Origin of the sequence: Bacillus sp. EU63 (genome assembly GCF_038592915.1) — a bacterium.
Taxonomy (GTDB): Bacteria; Bacillota; Bacilli; order Bacillales; family Bacillaceae; genus Bacillus; species Bacillus velezensis.
In genome coordinates this window covers 3360134-3379253 of record NZ_CP151944.1, presented here as the reverse complement: position 1 = coordinate 3379253, position 19120 = coordinate 3360134, and the positions used below count along the sequence as shown (strand labels likewise).

Genomic DNA, 19120 nt, shown 5'->3' with positions numbered 1-19120 from the left:
AATGATTGTATACGTAGTCAATATGGGAATTGTGTATATTTGGTCATGGTTCGCGAAAATGTGCGGCGGGCGTGATCAATCGCTTTCGACCGGATACCGGCCGAATCAGCTCGTCATGATCGTTCCGCTGCTATCGCTCGTATTGGTCTCCGGTTTGCGCTACAGAGTCGGGACGGATTTTCAGACGTACGCGCTGATGTACAAGCTGGCGGGAAATTACGGCAGCATTTGGGAGATCTTCGGGTTCGGAGCGAAAAAAGCAGCCGTTGATCCGGGGTTTACGGCTCTCATCTGGCTCATGAATTTTATCACGAAAGATCCGCAAATCATGTATTTCACCGTGGCGGTCGTGACGTGCAGCTTTATTTTAAAGGGGCTCGTTGAGTTCGGCCGTCCGTTTGAGCTGAGTGTGTTTTTGTTTTTGGGCACGTATCACTATTATGCTTCCTTTAACGGGATCAGGCAGTATATGGTGGCGGCCGTTTTGTTTTGGGCCGTCCGCTACGTGATCAGCGGAAGCTGGAAGCGTTATATGTCAATCGTGCTGCTGTGTTCGCTTTTTCATTCCTCAGCGCTGATTATGATTCCGGTTTATTTTCTCGTCAGAAAAAGAGCCTGGTCGCCCGCGATTTTCGGACTGTCGGCATTGTTTCTTCTTATGACGTTTCTGTATCAGAAGTTCATTTCGCTGTTTGTCGTCGTGCTGGAAAACAGCTCGTACGGCCATTATGAGAAATGGCTGATGACCAATACGAACGGGATGAACGTCGTAAAAATCGCGGTGCTGCTTCTGCCGCTGTTTTTGGCTTTCTGCTATCGGGAGCGGCTGCGGAAGCTCTGGCCTGACATTGATGTCATCGTGAATTTCTGTCTGCTCGGCCTGCTCTTCGGTCTTTTGGCGACAAAGGATGTTATTTTTGCCCGGTTTAATATATATTTCGGCCTGTACCAAATGATCCTGATCCCTTATTTTGTGAGGATTTTTGATGAAAAATCAAATGCGCTGATTTATATCGCCATTATTGTCTGTTATTTTCTTTACAGTTACTTGCTTATGCCGGTCGATTCGTCTGTGCTTCCGTACAGAACGATTTTTTCCCGGTAATGGACACTGGAGGTTTATATGGAAACACCCGCGGTCAGTTTATTAATTGCTGTGTATAATACGGAAACTTATTTAGAAAGATGCTTAGATTCATTGCTCAATCAGTCGCTCGCCAATATCGAAATCGTGGCCGTTAATGACGGGTCAACGGATCAAAGCCCGGCGATTCTTGAAACCTATCAGAAGCGGGATGAGAGAATCAGGGTCATTCATCAGCAAAACCGGGGGCTCGGCGCGGTCCGCAACAGGGGAATCGAGGCGGCGCGCGGCGAATTTATCGCTTTTATTGATGCGGACGACTGGGTTGAACCTGATTATTGCCTCAGCATGTATGAAAAAGCGAAGGCTGATCAGGCGGATCTCGTGATTTGCGAATATGCGGCCGAATTCGCGGATACGGGGAAAACCGCCGTTTCAACGATCGCTTCAGCGTACGCGGGCCGCCCGAAACAACGGTACCTGAAAGATTTATTTGAAGGAAGAGTCAGCGGTTTTTCATGGAACAAGCTGTACAAAAGAACCATAATCGAGCATCATCAGCTGCGCTTTCCGCTTCGTGATGAGCTGGAGCACGTGGAGGATCAGTACTTCAGCCTCCGGGCGCATGTTTTCGCAGGTGCGGTCTCGTACGTGGATCAGCCGCTCTATCATTATCGGATTCACTTGACTTCCATTGTGCAAAGCTATCAGAAAAAGCTGTTTGACTCAGGTCTCGTTCTCTATCGGCTGAACGAGGCTTTTTTGCGTGAAAACGGCTGCTTACAGGAATACCGGCAGGAGCTGGATTTTTTCATCGTTCAGCACGGAACAGTCTGCCTGCTGAATGAATGGAAGCGGAATAACGGCGGCCGGTTTTCTGAGAAGTGGAAGAATATCAGCCGGATATGCGCTGATCCCGTGTTTCGCCTGAGCCTTTCCAAAACCGGAACGGCGCCGTTTGACGCCAAACGCTCATGCCTTCTGCTTTTGGCGAAGCTGAAGCTGATTCCGTTCGTGTCGCTGGCATCAGCCGCGTATCAGCGGGCAATTGAGTACAAAATGAAAATCAGAGGGTGAAGACATGTCGATACAATCTTTAAAAATCAATCTCGCGGAATGGCTGTTGCTTAAGGTCAAATACCCGTCCCAATTTCATTTCGGAACGGCAGCGGATGGGGCGGGGCTTACAGCGGCAAGAAAAAAGATCATTCTGACGCTGCTCCCGTCCCACGATAATCTCGGCGATCACGCCATCGCCTACGCAAGCAAAACGTTTCTTGAACGGGAGTATCCCGATTTTGACATTGTCGAGGTGGATATGAAGGATATATACAGATCCGCAAAAGCGCTGATCAAAAAGCGCCACCCCGATGATATGGTATTCATCATCGGCGGCGGGAACATGGGGGATTTGTACCGGTATGAGGAATGGACGCGCCGCTTTATCATAAAAACATTCCGGCAATATCGGATCGTTCAGCTTCCGGCGACGGCTCACTTTTCTGAATCAAAAAAGGGACGGAAGGAATTGAAGCGCGCCCGAAAAGTGTACAATGCGCATCCCGACCTTTTGTTAATGGCGAGAGATGAGACGACGTATCAATGGATGAAGCGTCATTTTCCCGGAAAAAAAGTGCTCAAACAGCCTGACATGGTCTTATATTTGGATAAAAGCGAGCGGCGCATCCCGCGGGAAGGGATCTACCTCTGTTTACGGGAGGATAAGGAGAGTGCGCTGACGGCAGAGGACAGAACGATGGTAAAAGAAGCTTTGGCAAAAGAGTACGGAGAGCTGTATTCCTTTACGACGACGGTCGGCCGGAGGGTCAGCCGCCATACGCGTGAAAAGGAGCTGGAGGCGCTTTGGAATACGCTGAAAGGCGCGGAAGCCGTCGTCACTGACAGGCTTCACGGGATGATTTTTTGTGCGCTGACGAAAACGCCTTGTGTCGTCATTCGTTCGTTTGATCATAAGGTGATGGAAGGCTATCAATGGCTGAAAAACATACCGAACATGACATTGCTTGAACGTCCAGACCCTGAAGCTGTAACGGCCGCCGTAAACCGGCTGCTCAGCGGCAAGCATGAGGAAGGCGGTTCTTTGCGCAGTGTTTATTTTGCCGGGCTGCGCTCGAAAATCAGCGGTGATGCCCAATGACCGCGCCGCTTGTGAGCGTGATCGTGCCGATGTATAAGACAGAGCCTTTTATGAAAGAATGCGCGGTTTCTTTAACAAAACAGACGCTGAGAGACATCGAAATCATTTTCGTCAATGACGGTTCACCGGATCAGTCAGGGCGGATTGCTGAACAATTCGCCGCAGAAGATGCGAGAATCCGGGTGATTCATAAAGAAAACGGCGGCCTCAGCTCGGCCCGCAATGCCGGAATAAAAGCCGCCCGCGGCCGTTATATCGGTTTTGCGGACGGCGATGACTATGTGACGGAAACGATGTTCGAGCGGCTTTATGAAGAAGCGGAGAAGAACCGGCTGGATATCGCCGGATGCGGCTATTATAAAGAAACGCCGTCTAAGAAAAGAACATATATGCCGCCGTCCCTTCCGCCGGGCCGCGTCTTCACAGCGGATGAAATGACTGCATTGCTGACCCGCGCGCACGAACATCGGTTTATTTGGTATGTGTGGCGCTATATATACCGGCGAGAAGCATTGCAAGGGCTGTTGTTCCATGAAGATATCCGGTTTGCCGAGGACTCTCCGTTTAACTTGGCAGCGTTCCGCCAAGCCGCGCGTGTCAAAGTGATAGACGAAGGGCTGTATATCTACCGGGAAAATCCGCAAAGTCTTACAGAAACACCGTTTAAGCCCCACTTAGATCAAGAACTGCAAAAGCAATATAAAGCGAAAATGGCTTTTTATGAGGAAAACGGGCTGACGGACGCCTGCCGGAGCGATATTGATACGTATTTGTGCAAGCATCAGATTCCGATGCTGATCGCCAACGCATGCGCCGCCCCGCAGCCGTCACACCAGATTACGGCGCATATCGGCAGAATCTTAACGTATGACATGGTAAAAACGGCGGTGCGCAGGACGCCGTGCCGGCATAAACAGCTGCTGGCGGGGGAGCGCGTGGTGCTCGGCCTGTGCAAAATGCGCCTTCCTCTTCTTCTGCATGCGTTTTTCGAACGGAAATCGAAAGAGAAAGGCAGTGCGGAAGGAGCATGAAATTTGCCATTAATTTCGGCGCCAATGTGACGGCGTTTTTACTATCGGTGTTTTTATCAGTGTGGATGACGCCCTTTATTGTGAAAACATTAGGTGTGGAGGCTTTTGGGTTTGTCCATCTGACACAGAATATCATTAACTATTTCTCTATAATTACCGTTGCGCTGAGCTCTGTCGTTGTGAGGTTTTTCTCCGTCGCCGCCCACAGGGGGAACAAGGACGAGGCCAATGCGTATGTAAGCAATTATTTAGCCGCGTCTGTCGTGATATCTCTATTGCTCGCTGTGCCGCTCGCCGGGACGGCTTTTTTTATTGACAAGATTATGAATGTACCGGCCGGGCTCTTAACGGATGTGAGGCTCTCTATCGTGATCGGCAGCGTGCTGTTTATGCTGACGTTTTTTATGGCGGGGTTCGCGACGGGGCCGTTTTTCGCCAACAAGCTTTATATCACAAGCTCCATTCAGGCCGTGCAAATGCTGGTCAGGGTGCTGTGTGTGCTCGCTCTGTTTACGTGCCTGCCGCCGAAAATCTGGCAGATCCAGCTTTCGGCATTAGCGGGAGCCGTCTGTGCGGCCGTGCTGACTTTTTTCTTTTTTAAGAAATTGATTCCGTGGTTTTCTTTCAGCCGTAAAACCTTGTCATTACAGACGAGCAAAGTGCTGTTTTCGGCCGGTGCCTGGAGTTCTGTCAACCAGATCGGCGTGCTGCTGTTTCTGCAGATTGACCTCATGACGGCCAACCTCGTGCTGGGGCCGTCTGAAGCGGGTGTCTATGCGGCGATTATTCAATTCCCGCTCCTGCTCAGAAGTCTTGCCGGGACGCTTGCTTCACTGTTTGCGCCGGTTTTGACTTCCTACTATTCAAAAGGCGATATGGAAGGTCTCCTGTCTTACGCCAATAAGGCCGTGCGGCTGAACGGGCTTCTCCTCGCGCTTCCCGCCGCATTATTAGGAGGGCTCGCCGAACCGTTTCTGGCGATTTGGCTGGGCCCGTCGTTTGTGCAGACGGCGCCGCTTTTATACATTCACGCCGCGTATTTGGCGGTCAGTCTCTCTGTCATGCCGCTTTTTTACGTATGGACGGCTTTTAATAAACAAAAAACGCCCGCCGTCGTTACTTTATGTTTAGGCGGACTGAATGTCATATTGGCCGTGGTTCTCAGCGGACCGGCTCATCTCGGGCTGTACGGCATCACCATCGCCGGTGCAGTCTCGCTCATTTTGAAAAATGCCGTCTTCACGCCGCTGTATGTTTCGCATATTACCGGTTTTCAGAAAACCGCGTTTTACAAAGGAATGTTCGGCCCGTTGGCGGCGGCCGTATTTGCCTGGGCTGTCTGCCGGGGTATCCGGCTGTTTTCACCGCTTGACAGCTGGGCCGGCCTGATCGCTACGGGGCTTGCCGTATGCATGAGCTATGCCGCATTCGCTTTTTTCTTCATTTGTACGAAAGAAGAAAGGCGGCTTGCTTTACAGAAATGCCGAAAAGTGAAAGGAGCTGTTCAGATTTGAAGGCGAAACGTGTATTTGATATAGCGGCCGCGGTGTTGTTATTGTGCGGCGCGAGCGTCATCCTTCTCTTCGCCATGGCCGCCGTCAGATGCGCCATCGGGTCTCCGGTATTGTTCAAACAGACGAGACCGGGGCATAACGGGCGTCCGTTTACGTTGTATAAACTCAGGACGATGACGGATGCGCGTGATGAAAACGGTGTGCTGCTTCCGGATCATCTGCGCCTGACCAAAACGGGAAGGCTGATCAGAAAACTGAGCATCGATGAGCTTCCCCAGCTTTTTAATGTGCTCAAAGGAGATATCAGTCTGGTCGGCCCCCGCCCTCTGCTGATGGATTATCTGCCGCTTTACACGGCGGAGCAGGCGCGGCGCCACGAGGTGAAGCCGGGGATTACGGGCTGGGCGCAGATTAACGGGAGAAACGCGATTTCATGGGAGGAAAAATTCAAGCTCGACGTGTGGTACGTCGACAACCGCACATTTCTTCTCGACTTAAAGATTCTGCTTTTAACAGTGAAAAAAGTTCTCGTGTCAGAAGGCATACATCAAGCCGGCCATGTGACGGCAAAGCGCTTCACAGGCAGCGGAGATATGTCATCGTGAAAAAGGTCGTGCTGATCGGAAACGGCGGACACGGAAAAGTCGTGAAGGAAATCGTACAGGCCCGTTCCGATATGGAGCTTGCGGGCATATTGGATGACGGATTCAGCGGTTTTGCCGTTCGGAACGGTTTATATACGGGCCGGACGAAAGACGTGCCCATGCTTCGGAAACTCGTCCCCGAGGCCGTATTCACGATATGCATCGGCCGCAACGGCGTCAGAAAGCAGTTCGCTGAAACGCTTGGGCTTGAAGATGACGATTATGCCGCACTCATTCACCCCGGGGCGATCGTCAGTGAAACGGCTTCCGTCGGACACGGAACGGTTGTGATGGCGGGCGCCGTCATTCAGGCGGGCGCTGACATCGGCGCCCATTGCATCATCAATACGGGCGCGGTTGCCGATCATGACAATGCAATCGGAGATTACGTCCATCTTTCACCGCGCGCGGCGCTTGCCGGCGGAGTGAAAGTCGGGGAAGGAACGCACATCGGAATCGGCGCGTCCGTCATACCGCAGATTGACATCGGCCCTTGGTCCGTTATCGGCGCGGGGGCTGCGGTCATCAGCCGGCTTCCCGGCCATGTGACGGCGGTCGGCGTTCCGGCCCGCGTCATCTCCCCTATCCATAATGAAAAAGGATGATTTCATGCAAACAAACAAACGGATTTATTTGTCTCCGCCTCATATGAGCGGAAAAGAACAGGAATACATCGCAGAAGCCTTCCGATCCAATTGGATTGCCCCGCTCGGTCCTCTCGTCAATTCGTTTGAAGCGCGGCTCGCGGAATATGCGGGAGTGAAAAGCGCGGCTGCCGTAAGCTCGGGAACGGCCGCCATCCATCTTGCCCTGCGGCTTGCGGGTGTGAAAAAAGGAGACGCTGTATTTTGTCCTTCCTTTACGTTTGTCGCCACGGCGAATCCGATTGTGTATGAGCAGGCTGAGCCCGTTTTTATTGATTCGGAATGGGAGACGTGGAATATGTCGCCTGATGCGCTTGAGCGGGCGCTGCGGGATGCAAAACGGCGCGGCAGACTCCCGAAAGCGGTGATCGCCGTCAATCTTTACGGCCAAAGCGCGAAAATGGATGAATTAATGAGCCTTTGTGACGCATACGGCGTCTGTCTGATTGAAGACGCTGCCGAGTCCTTAGGATCAACATATAAAGGCAGGCAGAGCGGCACGTTCGGCCGTTTCGGCATTTATTCCTTTAACGGCAACAAAATCATTACAACATCGGGAGGCGGCATGCTCGTATCTGACGATGAAGCCGCGATTGAAAAAGCGAGGTTTCTTGCGTCACAGGCGAGAGATGCCGCCGTTCATTACCAGCACAGCGAGCTCGGGTATAACTACAGGCTCAGCAACATTCTCGCGGGCGTGGGGATATCGCAGCTGGAAGTGCTTGAAGATCGCGTCCGGGCGAGGAGAGAAATCTTTCACAGGTATCGAGAAGCGCTGGAAACGTATCCGGGCATCCGCATGATGCCGGAGCTTGAAGGAACGGTTTCAAACCGCTGGCTGACGGCTCTGACGCTTGATAACGGCGTGACGCCGGAAGAAGCCGTCGCCTGTCTTGCGGAACAGAATATTGAGGCCCGGCCGCTGTGGAAACCGCTGCATACGCAGCCGCTTTTCTCATCTTCCGTCTTTTATCCTCACAGCGAACATGAGCGTGTCTCTGAGAACCTTTTCAGCCGGGGCATCTGTCTGCCGTCCGGGTCTGACCTGTCTTCTGAGGAGCAGCAGCGTGTCATTGACGCACTTGCGCAACTGTTTGAAACGAAAGGGGAGAAAACATGGACAGCCGCCATGTTATGAGCCGATTAAAAGAGACGCTGACGGGTCTGCTCAGCGTTATACCGCCGCAATCTGACATCATATATGCCGACTATCCCCTCTACGGAAATGTAGGGGATTTATTGATAATGAAAGGGACGGAGGCGTTTTTTAAAGCACACGGCATCTGCGTGAAACAGCGCTGGAATCCCGACAATTTTCCATTCGGGCGCCGGGCGGACAAAAAGACGATCATCGTCTGTCAGGGTGGCGGAAATTTCGGGGATCTCTATCAGTACTATCAGACGTTCAGGGAAAAAATCGTCAAATCCTTCCCGGAAAACAGGATCGTCATCCTGCCGCAATCCATCTATTATCAGGATGAGACACGGCTTGGGAAGACATCGGCGCTTTTTGCGGGGCACAAGGATCTCCACCTGTTTACGAGGGATCATGTGTCATACGAGACCGCGAAACGCTTTTTTTCGGCGAATCATATCGGGCTTATGCCTGATATGGCCCATCAGCTGTATCCGATCGCGGCGTCAGCGGCTCCGTCACGCGGCAGGCTTCATTTTATCCGCACGGATGGGGAAATCAATCCGAAGCTGCAAAACAATCCTTCCGTTAAAAGCTGCGACTGGCAGGATGTGCTGTCAGCAAGCGACCGCAGGGGAATCGCTTTTTTCCAAACACTGAATGTTTTGAATAAAAAAGCGGGAAACCCGCTGCCGATTGCGCGGTTTTGGAAACGCTATTCCGATTTCTTGACGAAAAAAGCGGTTCTGTTTTTCAGCAGGTACGAATCGGTGGAAACGTCAAGGCTTCACGGCCACATCCTGTCCTCGCTTCTCGGGAAACCGAATACCGTCATTGATAATTCATACGGGAAAAACGCCAACTATTATTACACCTGGATGCACGAAGCGCCGGACGTCCGTCTGATCGGGGAAATCGCCGGCACGAAGGAAAACCTTCCGCTTTGAATGAGCGGAAGGTTTATTTTGTTTCTCCGCGTTTTATTTTGTTTCTCCGCGTTTTACTTTGTTGTACGCCTCATCCAAATGCTGAATTCTTTTGAGCACAACCGAGTTTTTCGTCAGCTGATCCTGAACAAGGGTTGAGACGACGGAGCGGTAATAGCTGTTCATCGCATGAATTCGGTCTTCATTCGGATTCATTTCAATGTGCTGTGTAAAGTTTTCAATAAAATAAGGAACAGAAAAAAGTTCTGACATCTATAAAGCAACTCCTTTTAATAAGTATATACGGTATGAAACCAATCATGTACAATGAAAAAAGGGGAGTGAGCATGATGGATATCAAACTTCAGCAAACACAAATGTTAAAGCCTCAATTAACGCAAGAGCTTAAACAGGCTATCACATTACTCGGATACAATTCCGCGGAACTGGCCGGATATATTGATGAGCTCTCACTGGAAAACCCTCTGATTGAACGAAAGGAAACAGACACGCCGCCACTATCTTACCATAAAACAAATAAAAACAGGATGAAAGAACGGGACGGAAGCCAGCAGATCAGACATACCCGCAAAACGCTGCAGGATTCGCTCAAACAGCAAGCCTTAGACATGAAGCTGTCCGATGATGAGAAAAAGATTTTCAATTATCTGATACATTCATTGGACTCAAACGGATATTTAAAAGAGAACATACCAGCTGCCGCCGACCATGTATCCGCTTCACAAGAGGAGACGGAAGCGGTTCTGAAAAAGCTTCAATCCCTTGAGCCCGCGGGAATCGGCGCCCGGTCTTTGCAGGAATGCATCCTTCTTCAGCTTCGCCGTCTTCCTGAGCGGAACGAACAGGCGGAATGGATTGCCGAAGCCTATTTTGAGCTATTTGCAAGAAAGAACTGGAAAGCGCTTACAACAAAAACGGGCATTCCGCTTAAAGACATTCAGGACATCGCTGACATGATCAGCGCCCTTGATCCGAGGCCGGGGCTCCGTTATGCGCATGAGGAGCCGGGTTTTTACGTGGAACCGGATATTTTCATCACAGTGAAAAACGGCATCATTCAAGCGCGGCTCAACAGCCGTTCGTTTCCTGACATCCAGCTTCATACCCATTATCAGCCGCTCTTGTCAGCTGCCGGGTGCCGTGACACGAAAAATTATCTGTCGGCAAAATATCAGGAATGGCGCTGGCTGAACCGGGCTTTGTCGCAAAGAAAACAAACGATCACGAGAATTATCGGCGTCCTGACTGAACGGCAGGAATCCTTTTTTCTCACAGGAAAAAGCGGAATGCAGCCGCTGACCTTAAGAGAGGTGGCGGAAACGCTGGAGCTCCACGAATCAACGATCAGCCGGGCCATCAAAGGGAAGTACGTTCAGACGCCGTACGGACTGTATGAAATGAAAACATTTTTCTCGGCGAAAGCTGAATCATCGGGGGACGGCGGCGCCTCCAATTATGCCGTAAAAGCGCATCTGGAGGAATTGGTCCATAAAGAAGATAAAAAGAAACCTTTTTCAGACCAAAAGCTTGCCGATCTGCTGCATGAACAATATGACATCCGAATCTCAAGGCGCACCGTCGCCAAATACCGTGACCAATTAAATATTCCGCCGTCATCGGCGAGAAAACGGTACAGCTGAAACCTCCCCGAGCCAAACCCCGGGGAGGTTCTCCGTGTTACGGGATCATCCATGAAAACAGATGATGCTGTAAAAATGTAATGAGACAGACGAGCAGAAGCAAAAACAGACTGTGCTTAATCGTAAAGCGGAAAAGATCGGCTTCCTTGCCCGCCAGACCGACAGCGGCACAGGCAACCGCAATGGATTGCGGAGAAATCATTTTTCCGGTGACACCGCCCGATGAATTGGCGGCGACGGAGAGAACCGGGTCCATCCCAACAGAGAGCGCCGTTACCTTTTGCAATCCGCCGAACAATAGGTTGGCCGATGTATCAGAGCCGGTAATAAATACGCCGAGCCAGCCGAGCACCGGCGAAAAAAAGGTAAACATCGCGCTCGTCATGGCAAGCGCAAGACCGAGTGTCGTGCTCATGCCGGAAGCATTCGTCACATAAGCAAAGCCGACAACAGAAACAATGGTCACAACCGGAAGCGTTAACTCTTTCACCGTTTCAATAAACGCTTCGCCCCACGTCTTCCACGACATGCCGAGGGCGAACTTGGAGATGACGGCGGCAATCAGAATCGCCGTCCCCGCTGAACCGAAAAGCTCAAGCTTGTACACGGCTTCAATCGGCGTGCCGTCCGCCTGAAGAATCTGCTGATTTACAAATGGGACGGGAGGCGTGAAGGTCAATGCGCGCCCGGCTGCATTCAGCCAGGAAAGCCAAATTGACGTTCCTTCATAATGACCGGTTAAGGCAGCCTTCACGCCGGGAATCCCCCAAACGGATATCATGGCCGTCAGAAGAAGGAAAGGAGACCACGCTTTAAACACCGCGGCGCCCCCGTACTTGATCGGCGCCCGGTCAGCGGCCGCTGCTGATTCCCGTTCTGCGGCGAAACGAAAGGCCGTTTTCGGTTTCCAAAATTTCAAAAACAGAGCGAGCGCGGCCATGGAAACAAGCGCCGACAGCACATCCGGAAGCTCAGGCCCTAAAAAATTCGAGCTTGCGTACTGCACGGCCGCAAAGGAGACGCCGGAAACAAGAATGGCCGGCCATATCTCAAAAGCCTTTTTAAACCCGCTCATTAAAATGATTAAGTAAAGCGGAATAAAGACGGATAAAAACGGAAGCTGCCGGCCGACCATTTGGGAAATTTCCATTGCCGGTATCCCGGTCGGACCTTCGACGGCGGTAATCGGAATGCCGATCGCACCGAAGGCAACGGGGGCCGTATTGGCAATCAGGCAAATTCCCGCCGCATACAGCGGCTGAAAACCAAGTCCGACGAGCAAAGCGGCCGAGATCGCGACGGGAGCGCCGAAACCGGCGGCGCCTTCTAAAAACGCCCCGAATGAAAAGGCGATGAGCAGCGCCTGCAAACGCCGGTCATCTGTAATTGAGAGCACCGAACTCCGGATAATCTCGAACTGTCCCGTTTTCACGGTGATTTTATACAGAAAGACCGATGTGACGATAATCCAGCCGATCGGAAGCAGCCCGTACACCGCTCCCTGAGAAGCGGACATCACCGCTTTTTCCGCCGGCATGCCGTAAACAAATACAGCGATTAAAAGTGAAACGGCTAACGTGAAAAGCCCCGCGATGTACCCCTTCATCCGTTTCACCGCAAGCGCCCAAAAAAAGAAGATAATCGGCACGAGCGCGCAAGCTGCCGATAAAAGCAAATTTCCCCCTAAAGGAGCGTACCCCTGTGTCCATTGCATCCCTAAAAAACCCCTCCTTATGTCATGTAAACGATTACTTTTTATGATAAGGTCATCTGATGACCGGGTTAATTAGCATTATATTTTGAAAGTTTTGAAAGTACAATACTTTTCTTGAACAAATTGTCTGAACCTGTCGGCGGTGCGAAAAAAGAAGTATAATAGACGATAAACATCAAGATTCACAAGTGACGGGGTGATCGCGTTGAAATATAAACAAATTAAAACGAAAAAAATCTACGAAGAAGTCGCTGACGCATTGCTGGAGAAGATAAAAGCGGGCGAGCTTAAGCCGGGTGAAAAGCTTGATTCCGTTCAGGCGCTTTCTGAGAGTTTTCAGGTCAGCCGCTCGGCGGTCAGAGAAGCGCTGTCGGCTTTGAAAGCGATGGGGCTCGTCGACATGAAGCAGGGAGAAGGCACATACATAAGAGAATTTGAGCCGTCTCATGTTTCCCAGCCGCTTTCTTCCGCCCTCTTGATGAAAAAAGAGGACGTCAAACAGCTGCTCGAAGTCAGAAAGCTGCTTGAACTCGGCGTCGCCGCCATGGCCGCTGAAAAACGCACCGAAGACGATTTGCAAAAAATCCGCCAAGCTCTCTTGGAGATGAAAGACATCGACGGAGATGAAGAATTGGGCGAAAAAGCAGATTTCTCCTTTCACATGGCGCTGGCGGAAGCATCACAAAACGGGCTGCTTAAGCATCTCATGAATCATGTCTCCGCGCTCCTTTTGGAAACAATGAGAGAAACGAGAAAAATTTGGCTGTTTTCTAAACGAACGAGCGTGCAGCGATTGTATGAAGAGCATGAACGCATTTACAGCGCCGTCGCCGCTGGAGACGCGGATGAAGCGGAAGCCGCGATGACGGCGCACCTGACGAATGTGGAAGAAGTGCTGGGGGCTTATTTTGAAGAAAATGTATAGAAGCTGACTTGTGAAAGGGGATAGCATCACATGCAGGCCGAATCTTTTTTTTCTGACCATGTAAAGAAAGCTCTGACAAACGATCCTCCCGGGGAATGGATGCCGGCAGTTCCGAAAGCGTGCATCCCTCTGCACTCCGGCTATCCCGATCCCGCACTCGTTCCTGATAAGGAGCTGAAAGAAGCCGCCTCCCGCCTTCTGGATGAGGAGCGCGATCTGCCGCTGCATTATATGGGAAGCCCGAGGACGGCCGTTTTAAAAAAGCAGATTCAAGAACGGTTAGCCATCCGCGGCATTCACTGCCGGGACGATGAGCTGATCGTGACATCAGGCGCCTGTCAGGCGATAGATCTGGCTGCGCGGGTTTTCCTCGATGAACAAACCGCCGCTGCCGTTGAAGCTCCGGTCTATATGGAAGCGCTCGAGATTTTTAAAAATTATACACCGCATATCATGAGCATTCCGACAGATCAAGAGGGCCTGCAAATAGAAACATTAGCCTTCATGCTTGAGGAAAGAAAACGAAAAGGGCTTCTGATTCCCCGTCTTCTCTACACGATACCCGCTTTTCAGAATCCTGCGGGAACCGTAATGTCAGCGAAGCGGAGAACCCGCCTGCTTCAGCTTGCCGAAACGTATGATTTTCTCATCTTGGAGGATGATGCATACGGCGAGCTCGGATTCACCGATATTCCGCCGCCCTTGAAAGCCATGGATCAAAACGGCCGGGTGCTGTATGCCGGTTCATTATCAAAAGTCATCGCCCCGGGTATGAGGATCGGCTGGATTGCAGGGGACGCCGCATTCATCACGGCATTGTCATGGTTAAAAAAAGACTTAGGCCACCCGTTTTCCCAAGCGGTGACCGCCGTCTATCTGGAACAAACGAATATTGAAGAACGGCTCGCCGCCTTGCGGGAAGCATATCAAAGCAAACGTGATGTTTTGCTCGCCGCATCAGCGCGATATCTTCCGGAATCCGCATCCTGGCACGTGCCTGAAGGCGGTTACTTTGTATGGGTGAAAGCGCCGGGGGCTGATACGTCCGCAATGCTGGCGCGGGCTCTGTCTCACGGCGTTTCCTATGTACCCGGAAAATATTTTTTTCCGCATCAGGAAGACGGTGCCGAATATCTCCGCCTGTCGTTCAGTTTTGCCGGTAAAGCCGCGATAAAAGAGGGTGTGCAAAAACTGGGACGCCTGCTGAAAAACGGGATGTAGAGCAGCATGGGAAGCTTTCAGGCTTCTCTTTTTTTGCACCCTTCAGCGCATCGGGCGAAAGGATTTTTCAGAAAAACCTTCCAATCCATATTCAGAATAGTGTAGGATATTCATAGAGCTTTCCAAAAACAGGTCATCAGATGACCGGATCACATACTGAGGATGAAAGAGGGGTTCATCATGAAAGTCTCATTATTTGTCACGTGCCTTGTGGATATGTTTCAGACCAATGTCGGAAAGGCGACGGTTGAGGTGCTGGAACGGCTCGGGTGCGAGGTGGATTTTCCCGAGGGGCAGATTTGCTGCGGGCAGCCCGCATACAACAGCGGGTATGTGACGGATGCGAAAAAAGCGATGAAGCGGATGATTGCCGCGTTTGAAGAAGCGGAGTACGTCGTCAGCCCGTCAGGTTCCTGTACGACGATGTTCCGTGAATATCCGCATCTGTTTCAGGACGATCCGAAGTGGGCCGCAAAAGCGCAGCAGCTTGCGGACAAAACATATGAGTTAACGGATTTTATCGTCAACGTTCTCGGGGTGGAGGATGTCGGGGCGGTGCTGCATAAAAAAGCGACAGTCCATACATCATGCCACATGACGAGGCTGCTCGGCGTGTCGGAGGAGCCGATGAAGCTTTTGCGCCATGTCAAAGGGCTCGAGCTGACCGCGCTTCCCGGAAAGCACCAATGCTGCGGATTCGGAGGAACATTTTCTGTGAAAATGGCGCAAATCTCTGAACAAATGGTGGATGAGAAGGTCGCCTGCGTGGAAGACACGGAGGCCGAGGTGCTGATCGGGGCGGATTGCGGATGTCTGATGAATATCGGCGGGCGTCTTGACCGTAAGGATAAAAACGTCAGAGTCATGCACATCGCAGAAGTGCTGAACAGCAGATAAGACGAGAAACAACAAGGGGGTAAAATCATGGCGATGAAAATCGGTACCGCCGCTTTTAAAGAGCGGGTATCAGAAGGAATAGATAATGAGTTTATGAGAGGAGCCGTCTCCGGAGCGCAGGAACGGCTCAGGACAAGAAGGCTTCAGGCGGCCGAGGAATTGGGAAACTGGGAGGATTGGCGTTCCCATGCGGAAGAAATCAGACAGCATGTGCTGGACAATCTTGATTTCTATTTGGAACAGCTCGCCGAAAACGTCGCCAACAGAGGCGGGCATGTCTTTTTCGCCGAAACGGCGGAAGAAGCGTCCTCCTATATCCGCGATGTCATCCGTCAGAAAAACGCCAAAAAAATCGTAAAATCCAAATCCATGGTGACAGAAGAAATCAATATGAACGAAGTGCTTGAGGAAGAGGGCTGTGAAGTCACAGAAACGGATCTCGGCGAATACATTCTCCAGATTGACGATCACGATCCGCCGTCACATATCGTTGCTCCCGCTCTTCACAAAAACAAAGAGCAGATCCGTGACGTGTTTAAAGAGAGACTCGAATACAAACAGACGGAAAAACCGGAAGAGCTCGTCATGCACGCGCGCAGCGTCCTCCGGAAAAAATTTCTCGAAGCGGATGTCGGCATCACGGGCTGCAACTTTGCAATCGCGGATACCGGATCGGTCAGTCTCGTGACAAACGAAGGAAACGGCCGCCTTGTGTCCGCGCTGCCGAAGACGCAGATCACCGTGATGGGAATGGAGCGGATCGTTCCTTCATTTTCTGAGTTTGAAGTGCTTGTCAGCATGCTGACGAGAAGCGCGGTCGGCCAGCGGCTTACAAGTTACATTACGGCGCTGACGGGCCCCCGGCAGCAAGGAGAAGCTGACGGGCCTGAGGAATTCCACCTCGTGGTTGTGGATAACGGGCGTTCCCGCATACTCGGCACGGAATTCCAATCGGTGCTGCAATGTATCCGCTGCGCCGCCTGCATCAACGTCTGTCCCGTGTACCGGCATGTCGGCGGACACTCGTACGGGTCCATCTATTCGGGTCCGATCGGCGCCGTCTTATCGCCTCTTCTCGGCGGATATGACGAATACAAGGAGCTCCCGTACGCATCTTCCTTATGCGCGGCCTGTACGGAAGCGTGTCCGGTTAAAATTCCGCTGCACGAGCTGCTGCTCAAGCATCGGCAGAACATTGTGGAAAAAGAGGGCAAAGCGCCGATCAGCGAAAAACTGGCGATGAAAGCCTTCGGGCTCGGCTCGTCATCCCCGTCCCTTTATAAAATGGGATCGAAATGGGCGCCTGCCGCCATGACGCCGTTTACGGAAGATGACAAAATATCAAAAGGGCCGGGGCCGTTAAAAGAATGGACGGCAATACGGGACTTCCCTGCGCCGCATAAATCGAGATTCAGAGATTGGTTTAAAGACCGGGAAAAACAAAAGGGGGAAGAATGATGATGAAAGGGACGGTTACACATCAGGAATCCTTTCTAAACCGGATCGCCGGAAGTCTGGGCAGAGAGCGCAGGAAATCAGGCGTGTCCCTGCCTGAATGGAAGTATCAGCCTCAATATCAAACGCATGCGGACTGTACGGAAGACGATCTTGTCACGATGCTGAAAGACCACTGCGTCAACATTCATACCGAACTGATCGAAACGGATGCAGCCGGGCTTTACGACGCTTTGCGCGCGCAGGTGAACCGCTTTGAAGGAGGGCCTGTCATCATTCCGAAGGACAGCCGGTTTGAAATGTACGGCTTGCAGACCCTTATGACAGAAGAGTGGCCGGACGAAGGGATTTCCGTTTGGGAATGGGACGCGGAACAAGGAGCGAAAAATATTGAAAAAGCGGAACAAGCGAATGTGGGCATCACATTCAGCGAGATTACGCTTGCGGAATCAGCCACCGTCGTTTTGTATGCGTCAGAGCATGCCGGCCGTTCCGTCAGCCTGCTTCCGACCACCTATATCGCAATCATCCCGAAATCTTCTATTGTGCCGAGAATGACACAGGCCAGCGATATACTGAAACAGCAGATCAGAGACGGCGTCACCGTTCCTTCCTGCATCAACTATATTACCGGACCGAGCAACTCGGCCGATATCGAAATGGATTTGGTTGTCGGCGTCCACGGACCCGTTAAAGCCGCTTATATCCTTGTGAATGACCGATAAAAAAACAAACCCCGGTTTGCGGCCGGGGTTTGTTTTTATATAAACGCGTTAATGATCATGATAAAACAGATCGCACTGACAGAAATAATCGTTTCCATCGCCGTCCATGTCAGGAATGTTTCTTTTACTGTCATTCCGAAATACTCTTTAATGAGCCAGAAACCGGAGTCATTGACATGTGACAGAATCAAAGAGCCCGCTCCCGTTGCCAAAACGAGAAGCTCACTGCTGACGCCCGGCATGACAGATGCAATCGGTGCAACAATGCCGGCCGCCGTCATCATGGCGACAGTCGCTGAACCTGTGGCGACACGGATGACCGCTGCGATCGTCCAGCTTAAAAGAACGGGAGAGAAGCTTGAATGCTTCGCAATGTCAGCAATATACGTGCCGACGCCTGAATCAATCAGGACGTTGTTAAAAGCGCCGCCGGCTCCGATCACAAGCAGAATGGAAGCGATCGGTCCGAGACAGTCATTGCTGAATTTTAAAATGCTTTCTCTGTCAAAGCCCTGATAAAAACCAAGGCTGAAAAAGGAGTACACCGTGGCGATCAAAAGCGCCGTGACAGGGTCGCCGATAAATTTAAAAGTTTCATAGAGCGCGCTTTTTTCCGGAAGCGCAATTTCGGCAAGCGTTGCCATAAGCATCAGGATCACCGGTACCAATATCGTAAACAATGTATTTGCGAATCCCGGAAGCTTGCGTTTTTCATTCCGTTCAATAAATTGTTTTTTCAACAGTTCGGGAACGGGTTTATGAATGCGCTTACCAATCCATTTTCCGTAAAGCGGCCCCGCGATGATGGCAGTCGGAATGCCGACGATTAAAGAAAACAAAATCGTTTTTCCGACATTGGCGTGATAAATGCCGACAGCCGCCATCGCCGCCGGGTGGGGCGGAACCAATCCGTGCACGACGGAAAGTCCCGCAAGGAGCGGAATCCCGATCGTCACTAATGAAACGCCGGTTTCAATCGCAATCGTAAACAAAAGCGGCACGAGCAGGACGAAGCCGACCTGGAAAAAGACCGGGATGCCGACGATAAAAGCGACGGCCATCATCGCCCAATGCACTTTCTTTTTGCCGAAGCGGCCGATCAGGGTGTGGGCGATACGCTCCGCACCGCCTGATTCAGCCATCATTTTTCCGAGCATCGTACCGAGGGCCAGCACGATCGCAAGCAGCGACAGCGTATTGCCGAGCCCGGTTTTCATCGAAGCGATAATGTCCGGCAGATTCATGCCCGTTGCGAAACCGACAAGGATGGATGTAATCAAAAGACTGATAAACGGATTTAATTTAGCGACCGTAATCAATAAGAGTAAAACGATAATAGCGGCAATGACAATAAACAGTAACATGACCTTTTCACCCTTTCAAAGA

General features: G+C 51.3%; 18 protein-coding genes. 15 read left to right on the top strand and 3 right to left on the bottom strand.

The features are described 5' to 3' along the window. Position 1 precedes the first annotated feature (1 nt). The 9 genes from NYE38_RS16930 to NYE38_RS16890 are packed head-to-tail and all read left to right on the top strand — an operon-like array spanning position 2 to position 9157. Entirely contained in the window at positions 2 to 1105 is a 1104-nt protein-coding gene (locus NYE38_RS16930) for an EpsG family protein (RefSeq protein ID WP_007613926.1), read from the top strand. An 18-nt stretch (positions 1106 to 1123) separates the two neighbouring features. Further along, positions 1124 to 2161, top strand: coding sequence for a glycosyltransferase family 2 protein (locus tag NYE38_RS16925; RefSeq protein WP_017418868.1), 1038 nt, complete (start codon positions 1124 to 1126; stop codon positions 2159 to 2161). Positions 2162 to 2165: 4 nt separating this feature from the next. Beyond that, positions 2166 to 3242: a polysaccharide pyruvyl transferase family protein gene (locus tag NYE38_RS16920; protein ID WP_017418869.1), complete on the top strand. Its 1077-nt coding sequence runs from the start codon at positions 2166 to 2168 to the stop codon at positions 3240 to 3242. After that, positions 3239 to 4273: a glycosyltransferase gene (locus NYE38_RS16915; RefSeq protein WP_017418870.1), complete on the top strand. Its 1035-nt coding sequence runs from the start codon at positions 3239 to 3241 to the stop codon at positions 4271 to 4273. The genes NYE38_RS16920 and NYE38_RS16915 overlap by 4 nt, the downstream gene beginning before the upstream one ends. Beyond that, the gene (locus tag NYE38_RS16910; RefSeq protein WP_017418871.1) at positions 4270 to 5787 is read left to right on the top strand and encodes an MATE family efflux transporter; all 1518 of its coding nucleotides are present in this window, start codon (positions 4270 to 4272) and stop codon (positions 5785 to 5787) included. Before NYE38_RS16915 ends, NYE38_RS16910 begins: the two co-directional genes overlap by 4 nt. Further along, a complete protein-coding gene (locus NYE38_RS16905; protein ID WP_007407383.1) occupies positions 5784 to 6392 on the top strand; it encodes a sugar transferase in 609 nt (202 codons plus the stop codon). Before NYE38_RS16910 ends, NYE38_RS16905 begins: the two co-directional genes overlap by 4 nt. Next, positions 6389 to 7036, top strand: a complete 648-nt coding sequence (locus NYE38_RS16900; RefSeq protein WP_017418872.1) for an acetyltransferase — start codon at positions 6389 to 6391, stop codon at positions 7034 to 7036. Before NYE38_RS16905 ends, NYE38_RS16900 begins: the two co-directional genes overlap by 4 nt. A 4-nt stretch (positions 7037 to 7040) precedes the next feature. Continuing rightward, on the top strand, positions 7041 to 8213 hold the full coding sequence (locus tag NYE38_RS16895) for an aminotransferase class I/II-fold pyridoxal phosphate-dependent enzyme (RefSeq protein ID WP_017418873.1): 1173 nt from the start codon (positions 7041 to 7043) through the stop codon (positions 8211 to 8213). Next, positions 8192 to 9157 carry a polysaccharide pyruvyl transferase family protein gene (locus NYE38_RS16890; protein ID WP_017418874.1) on the top strand — a complete coding sequence of 322 codons (966 nt, stop codon included), beginning with the start codon at positions 8192 to 8194 and terminating at the stop codon, positions 9155 to 9157. The genes NYE38_RS16895 and NYE38_RS16890 overlap by 22 nt, the downstream gene beginning before the upstream one ends. A gap of 33 nt (positions 9158 to 9190) precedes the next feature. On the opposite strand, the gene yvfG is transcribed toward NYE38_RS16890, so the two are convergent. Then, the gene (gene yvfG / locus NYE38_RS16885; RefSeq protein WP_003151570.1) at positions 9191 to 9409 is read right to left on the bottom strand and encodes a protein YvfG; all 219 of its coding nucleotides are present in this window, start codon (positions 9407 to 9409) and stop codon (positions 9191 to 9193) included. Positions 9410 to 9486: 77 nt separating this feature from the next. Between yvfG and rpoN the strand changes: the two genes are divergently transcribed. Beyond that, positions 9487 to 10797: an RNA polymerase factor sigma-54 gene (gene rpoN, locus NYE38_RS16880; protein WP_025649304.1), complete on the top strand. Its 1311-nt coding sequence runs from the start codon at positions 9487 to 9489 to the stop codon at positions 10795 to 10797. 37 nt (positions 10798 to 10834) lie between these two features. On the opposite strand, the gene lutP is transcribed toward rpoN, so the two are convergent. Next, a complete protein-coding gene (gene lutP / locus NYE38_RS16875; protein WP_017418876.1) occupies positions 10835 to 12511 on the bottom strand; it encodes an L-lactate permease LutP in 1677 nt (558 codons plus the stop codon). A 205-nt stretch (positions 12512 to 12716) separates the two neighbouring features. Here lutP and NYE38_RS16870 point away from each other — a divergent pair, with 205 nt between their 5' ends. The 5 genes from NYE38_RS16870 (at position 12717) to NYE38_RS16850 (ending at position 17734) form a co-directional block, all read left to right on the top strand. Next, positions 12717 to 13436 carry a FadR/GntR family transcriptional regulator gene (locus tag NYE38_RS16870; protein ID WP_017418877.1) on the top strand — a complete coding sequence of 240 codons (720 nt, stop codon included), beginning with the start codon at positions 12717 to 12719 and terminating at the stop codon, positions 13434 to 13436. Positions 13437 to 13466: 30 nt separating this feature from the next. Further along, positions 13467 to 14657 carry a PLP-dependent aminotransferase family protein gene (locus NYE38_RS16865; RefSeq protein ID WP_017418878.1) on the top strand — a complete coding sequence of 397 codons (1191 nt, stop codon included), beginning with the start codon at positions 13467 to 13469 and terminating at the stop codon, positions 14655 to 14657. A gap of 180 nt (positions 14658 to 14837) precedes the next feature. Continuing rightward, complete coding sequence (locus NYE38_RS16860) at positions 14838 to 15554, top strand: (Fe-S)-binding protein (protein WP_007613889.1); 717 nt, start codon at positions 14838 to 14840, stop codon at positions 15552 to 15554. 27 nt (positions 15555 to 15581) lie between these two features. Next, positions 15582 to 17012, top strand: a complete 1431-nt coding sequence (locus NYE38_RS16855; protein WP_007407375.1) for a LutB/LldF family L-lactate oxidation iron-sulfur protein — start codon at positions 15582 to 15584, stop codon at positions 17010 to 17012. Further along, complete coding sequence (locus tag NYE38_RS16850; RefSeq protein ID WP_003151581.1) at positions 17012 to 17734, top strand: lactate utilization protein C; 723 nt, start codon at positions 17012 to 17014, stop codon at positions 17732 to 17734. Before NYE38_RS16855 ends, NYE38_RS16850 begins: the two co-directional genes overlap by 1 nt. 35 nt (positions 17735 to 17769) lie before the next feature. Here NYE38_RS16850 and NYE38_RS16845 read toward each other — a convergent pair whose 3' ends face one another. Next, the gene (locus tag NYE38_RS16845) at positions 17770 to 19098 is read right to left on the bottom strand and encodes a GntP family permease (protein ID WP_014418918.1); all 1329 of its coding nucleotides are present in this window, start codon (positions 19096 to 19098) and stop codon (positions 17770 to 17772) included. Positions 19099 to 19120 lie beyond the last annotated feature (22 nt).

Bases quoted from the DNA above. Each gene is read 5' to 3' on its own strand.
- NYE38_RS16930 (WP_007613926.1), top strand. From the start codon at position 2: ATGATTGTATACGTAGTCAATATGGGAATTGTGTATATTTGGTCATGG.
- NYE38_RS16925 (WP_017418868.1), top strand. From the start codon at position 1,124: ATGGAAACACCCGCGGTCAGTTTATTAATTGCTGTGTATAATACGGAA.
- NYE38_RS16920 (WP_017418869.1), top strand. From the start codon at position 2,166: ATGTCGATACAATCTTTAAAAATCAATCTCGCGGAATGGCTGTTGCTT.
- NYE38_RS16915 (WP_017418870.1), top strand. From the start codon at position 3,239: ATGACCGCGCCGCTTGTGAGCGTGATCGTGCCGATGTATAAGACAGAG.
- NYE38_RS16910 (WP_017418871.1), top strand. From the start codon at position 4,270: ATGAAATTTGCCATTAATTTCGGCGCCAATGTGACGGCGTTTTTACTA.
- NYE38_RS16895 (WP_017418873.1), top strand. From the start codon at position 7,041: ATGCAAACAAACAAACGGATTTATTTGTCTCCGCCTCATATGAGCGGA.
- NYE38_RS16890 (WP_017418874.1), top strand. From the start codon at position 8,192: ATGGACAGCCGCCATGTTATGAGCCGATTAAAAGAGACGCTGACGGGT.
- yvfG (WP_003151570.1), bottom strand. From the start codon at position 9,409: ATGTCAGAACTTTTTTCTGTTCCTTATTTTATTGAAAACTTTACACAG.
- rpoN (WP_025649304.1), top strand. From the start codon at position 9,487: ATGGATATCAAACTTCAGCAAACACAAATGTTAAAGCCTCAATTAACG.
- lutP (WP_017418876.1), bottom strand. From the start codon at position 12,511: ATGCAATGGACACAGGGGTACGCTCCTTTAGGGGGAAATTTGCTTTTA.
- NYE38_RS16865 (WP_017418878.1), top strand. From the start codon at position 13,467: ATGCAGGCCGAATCTTTTTTTTCTGACCATGTAAAGAAAGCTCTGACA.
- NYE38_RS16860 (WP_007613889.1), top strand. From the start codon at position 14,838: ATGAAAGTCTCATTATTTGTCACGTGCCTTGTGGATATGTTTCAGACC.
- NYE38_RS16855 (WP_007407375.1), top strand. From the start codon at position 15,582: ATGGCGATGAAAATCGGTACCGCCGCTTTTAAAGAGCGGGTATCAGAA.
- NYE38_RS16850 (WP_003151581.1), top strand. From the start codon at position 17,012: ATGATGAAAGGGACGGTTACACATCAGGAATCCTTTCTAAACCGGATC.
- NYE38_RS16845 (WP_014418918.1), bottom strand. From the start codon at position 19,098: ATGTTACTGTTTATTGTCATTGCCGCTATTATCGTTTTACTCTTATTG.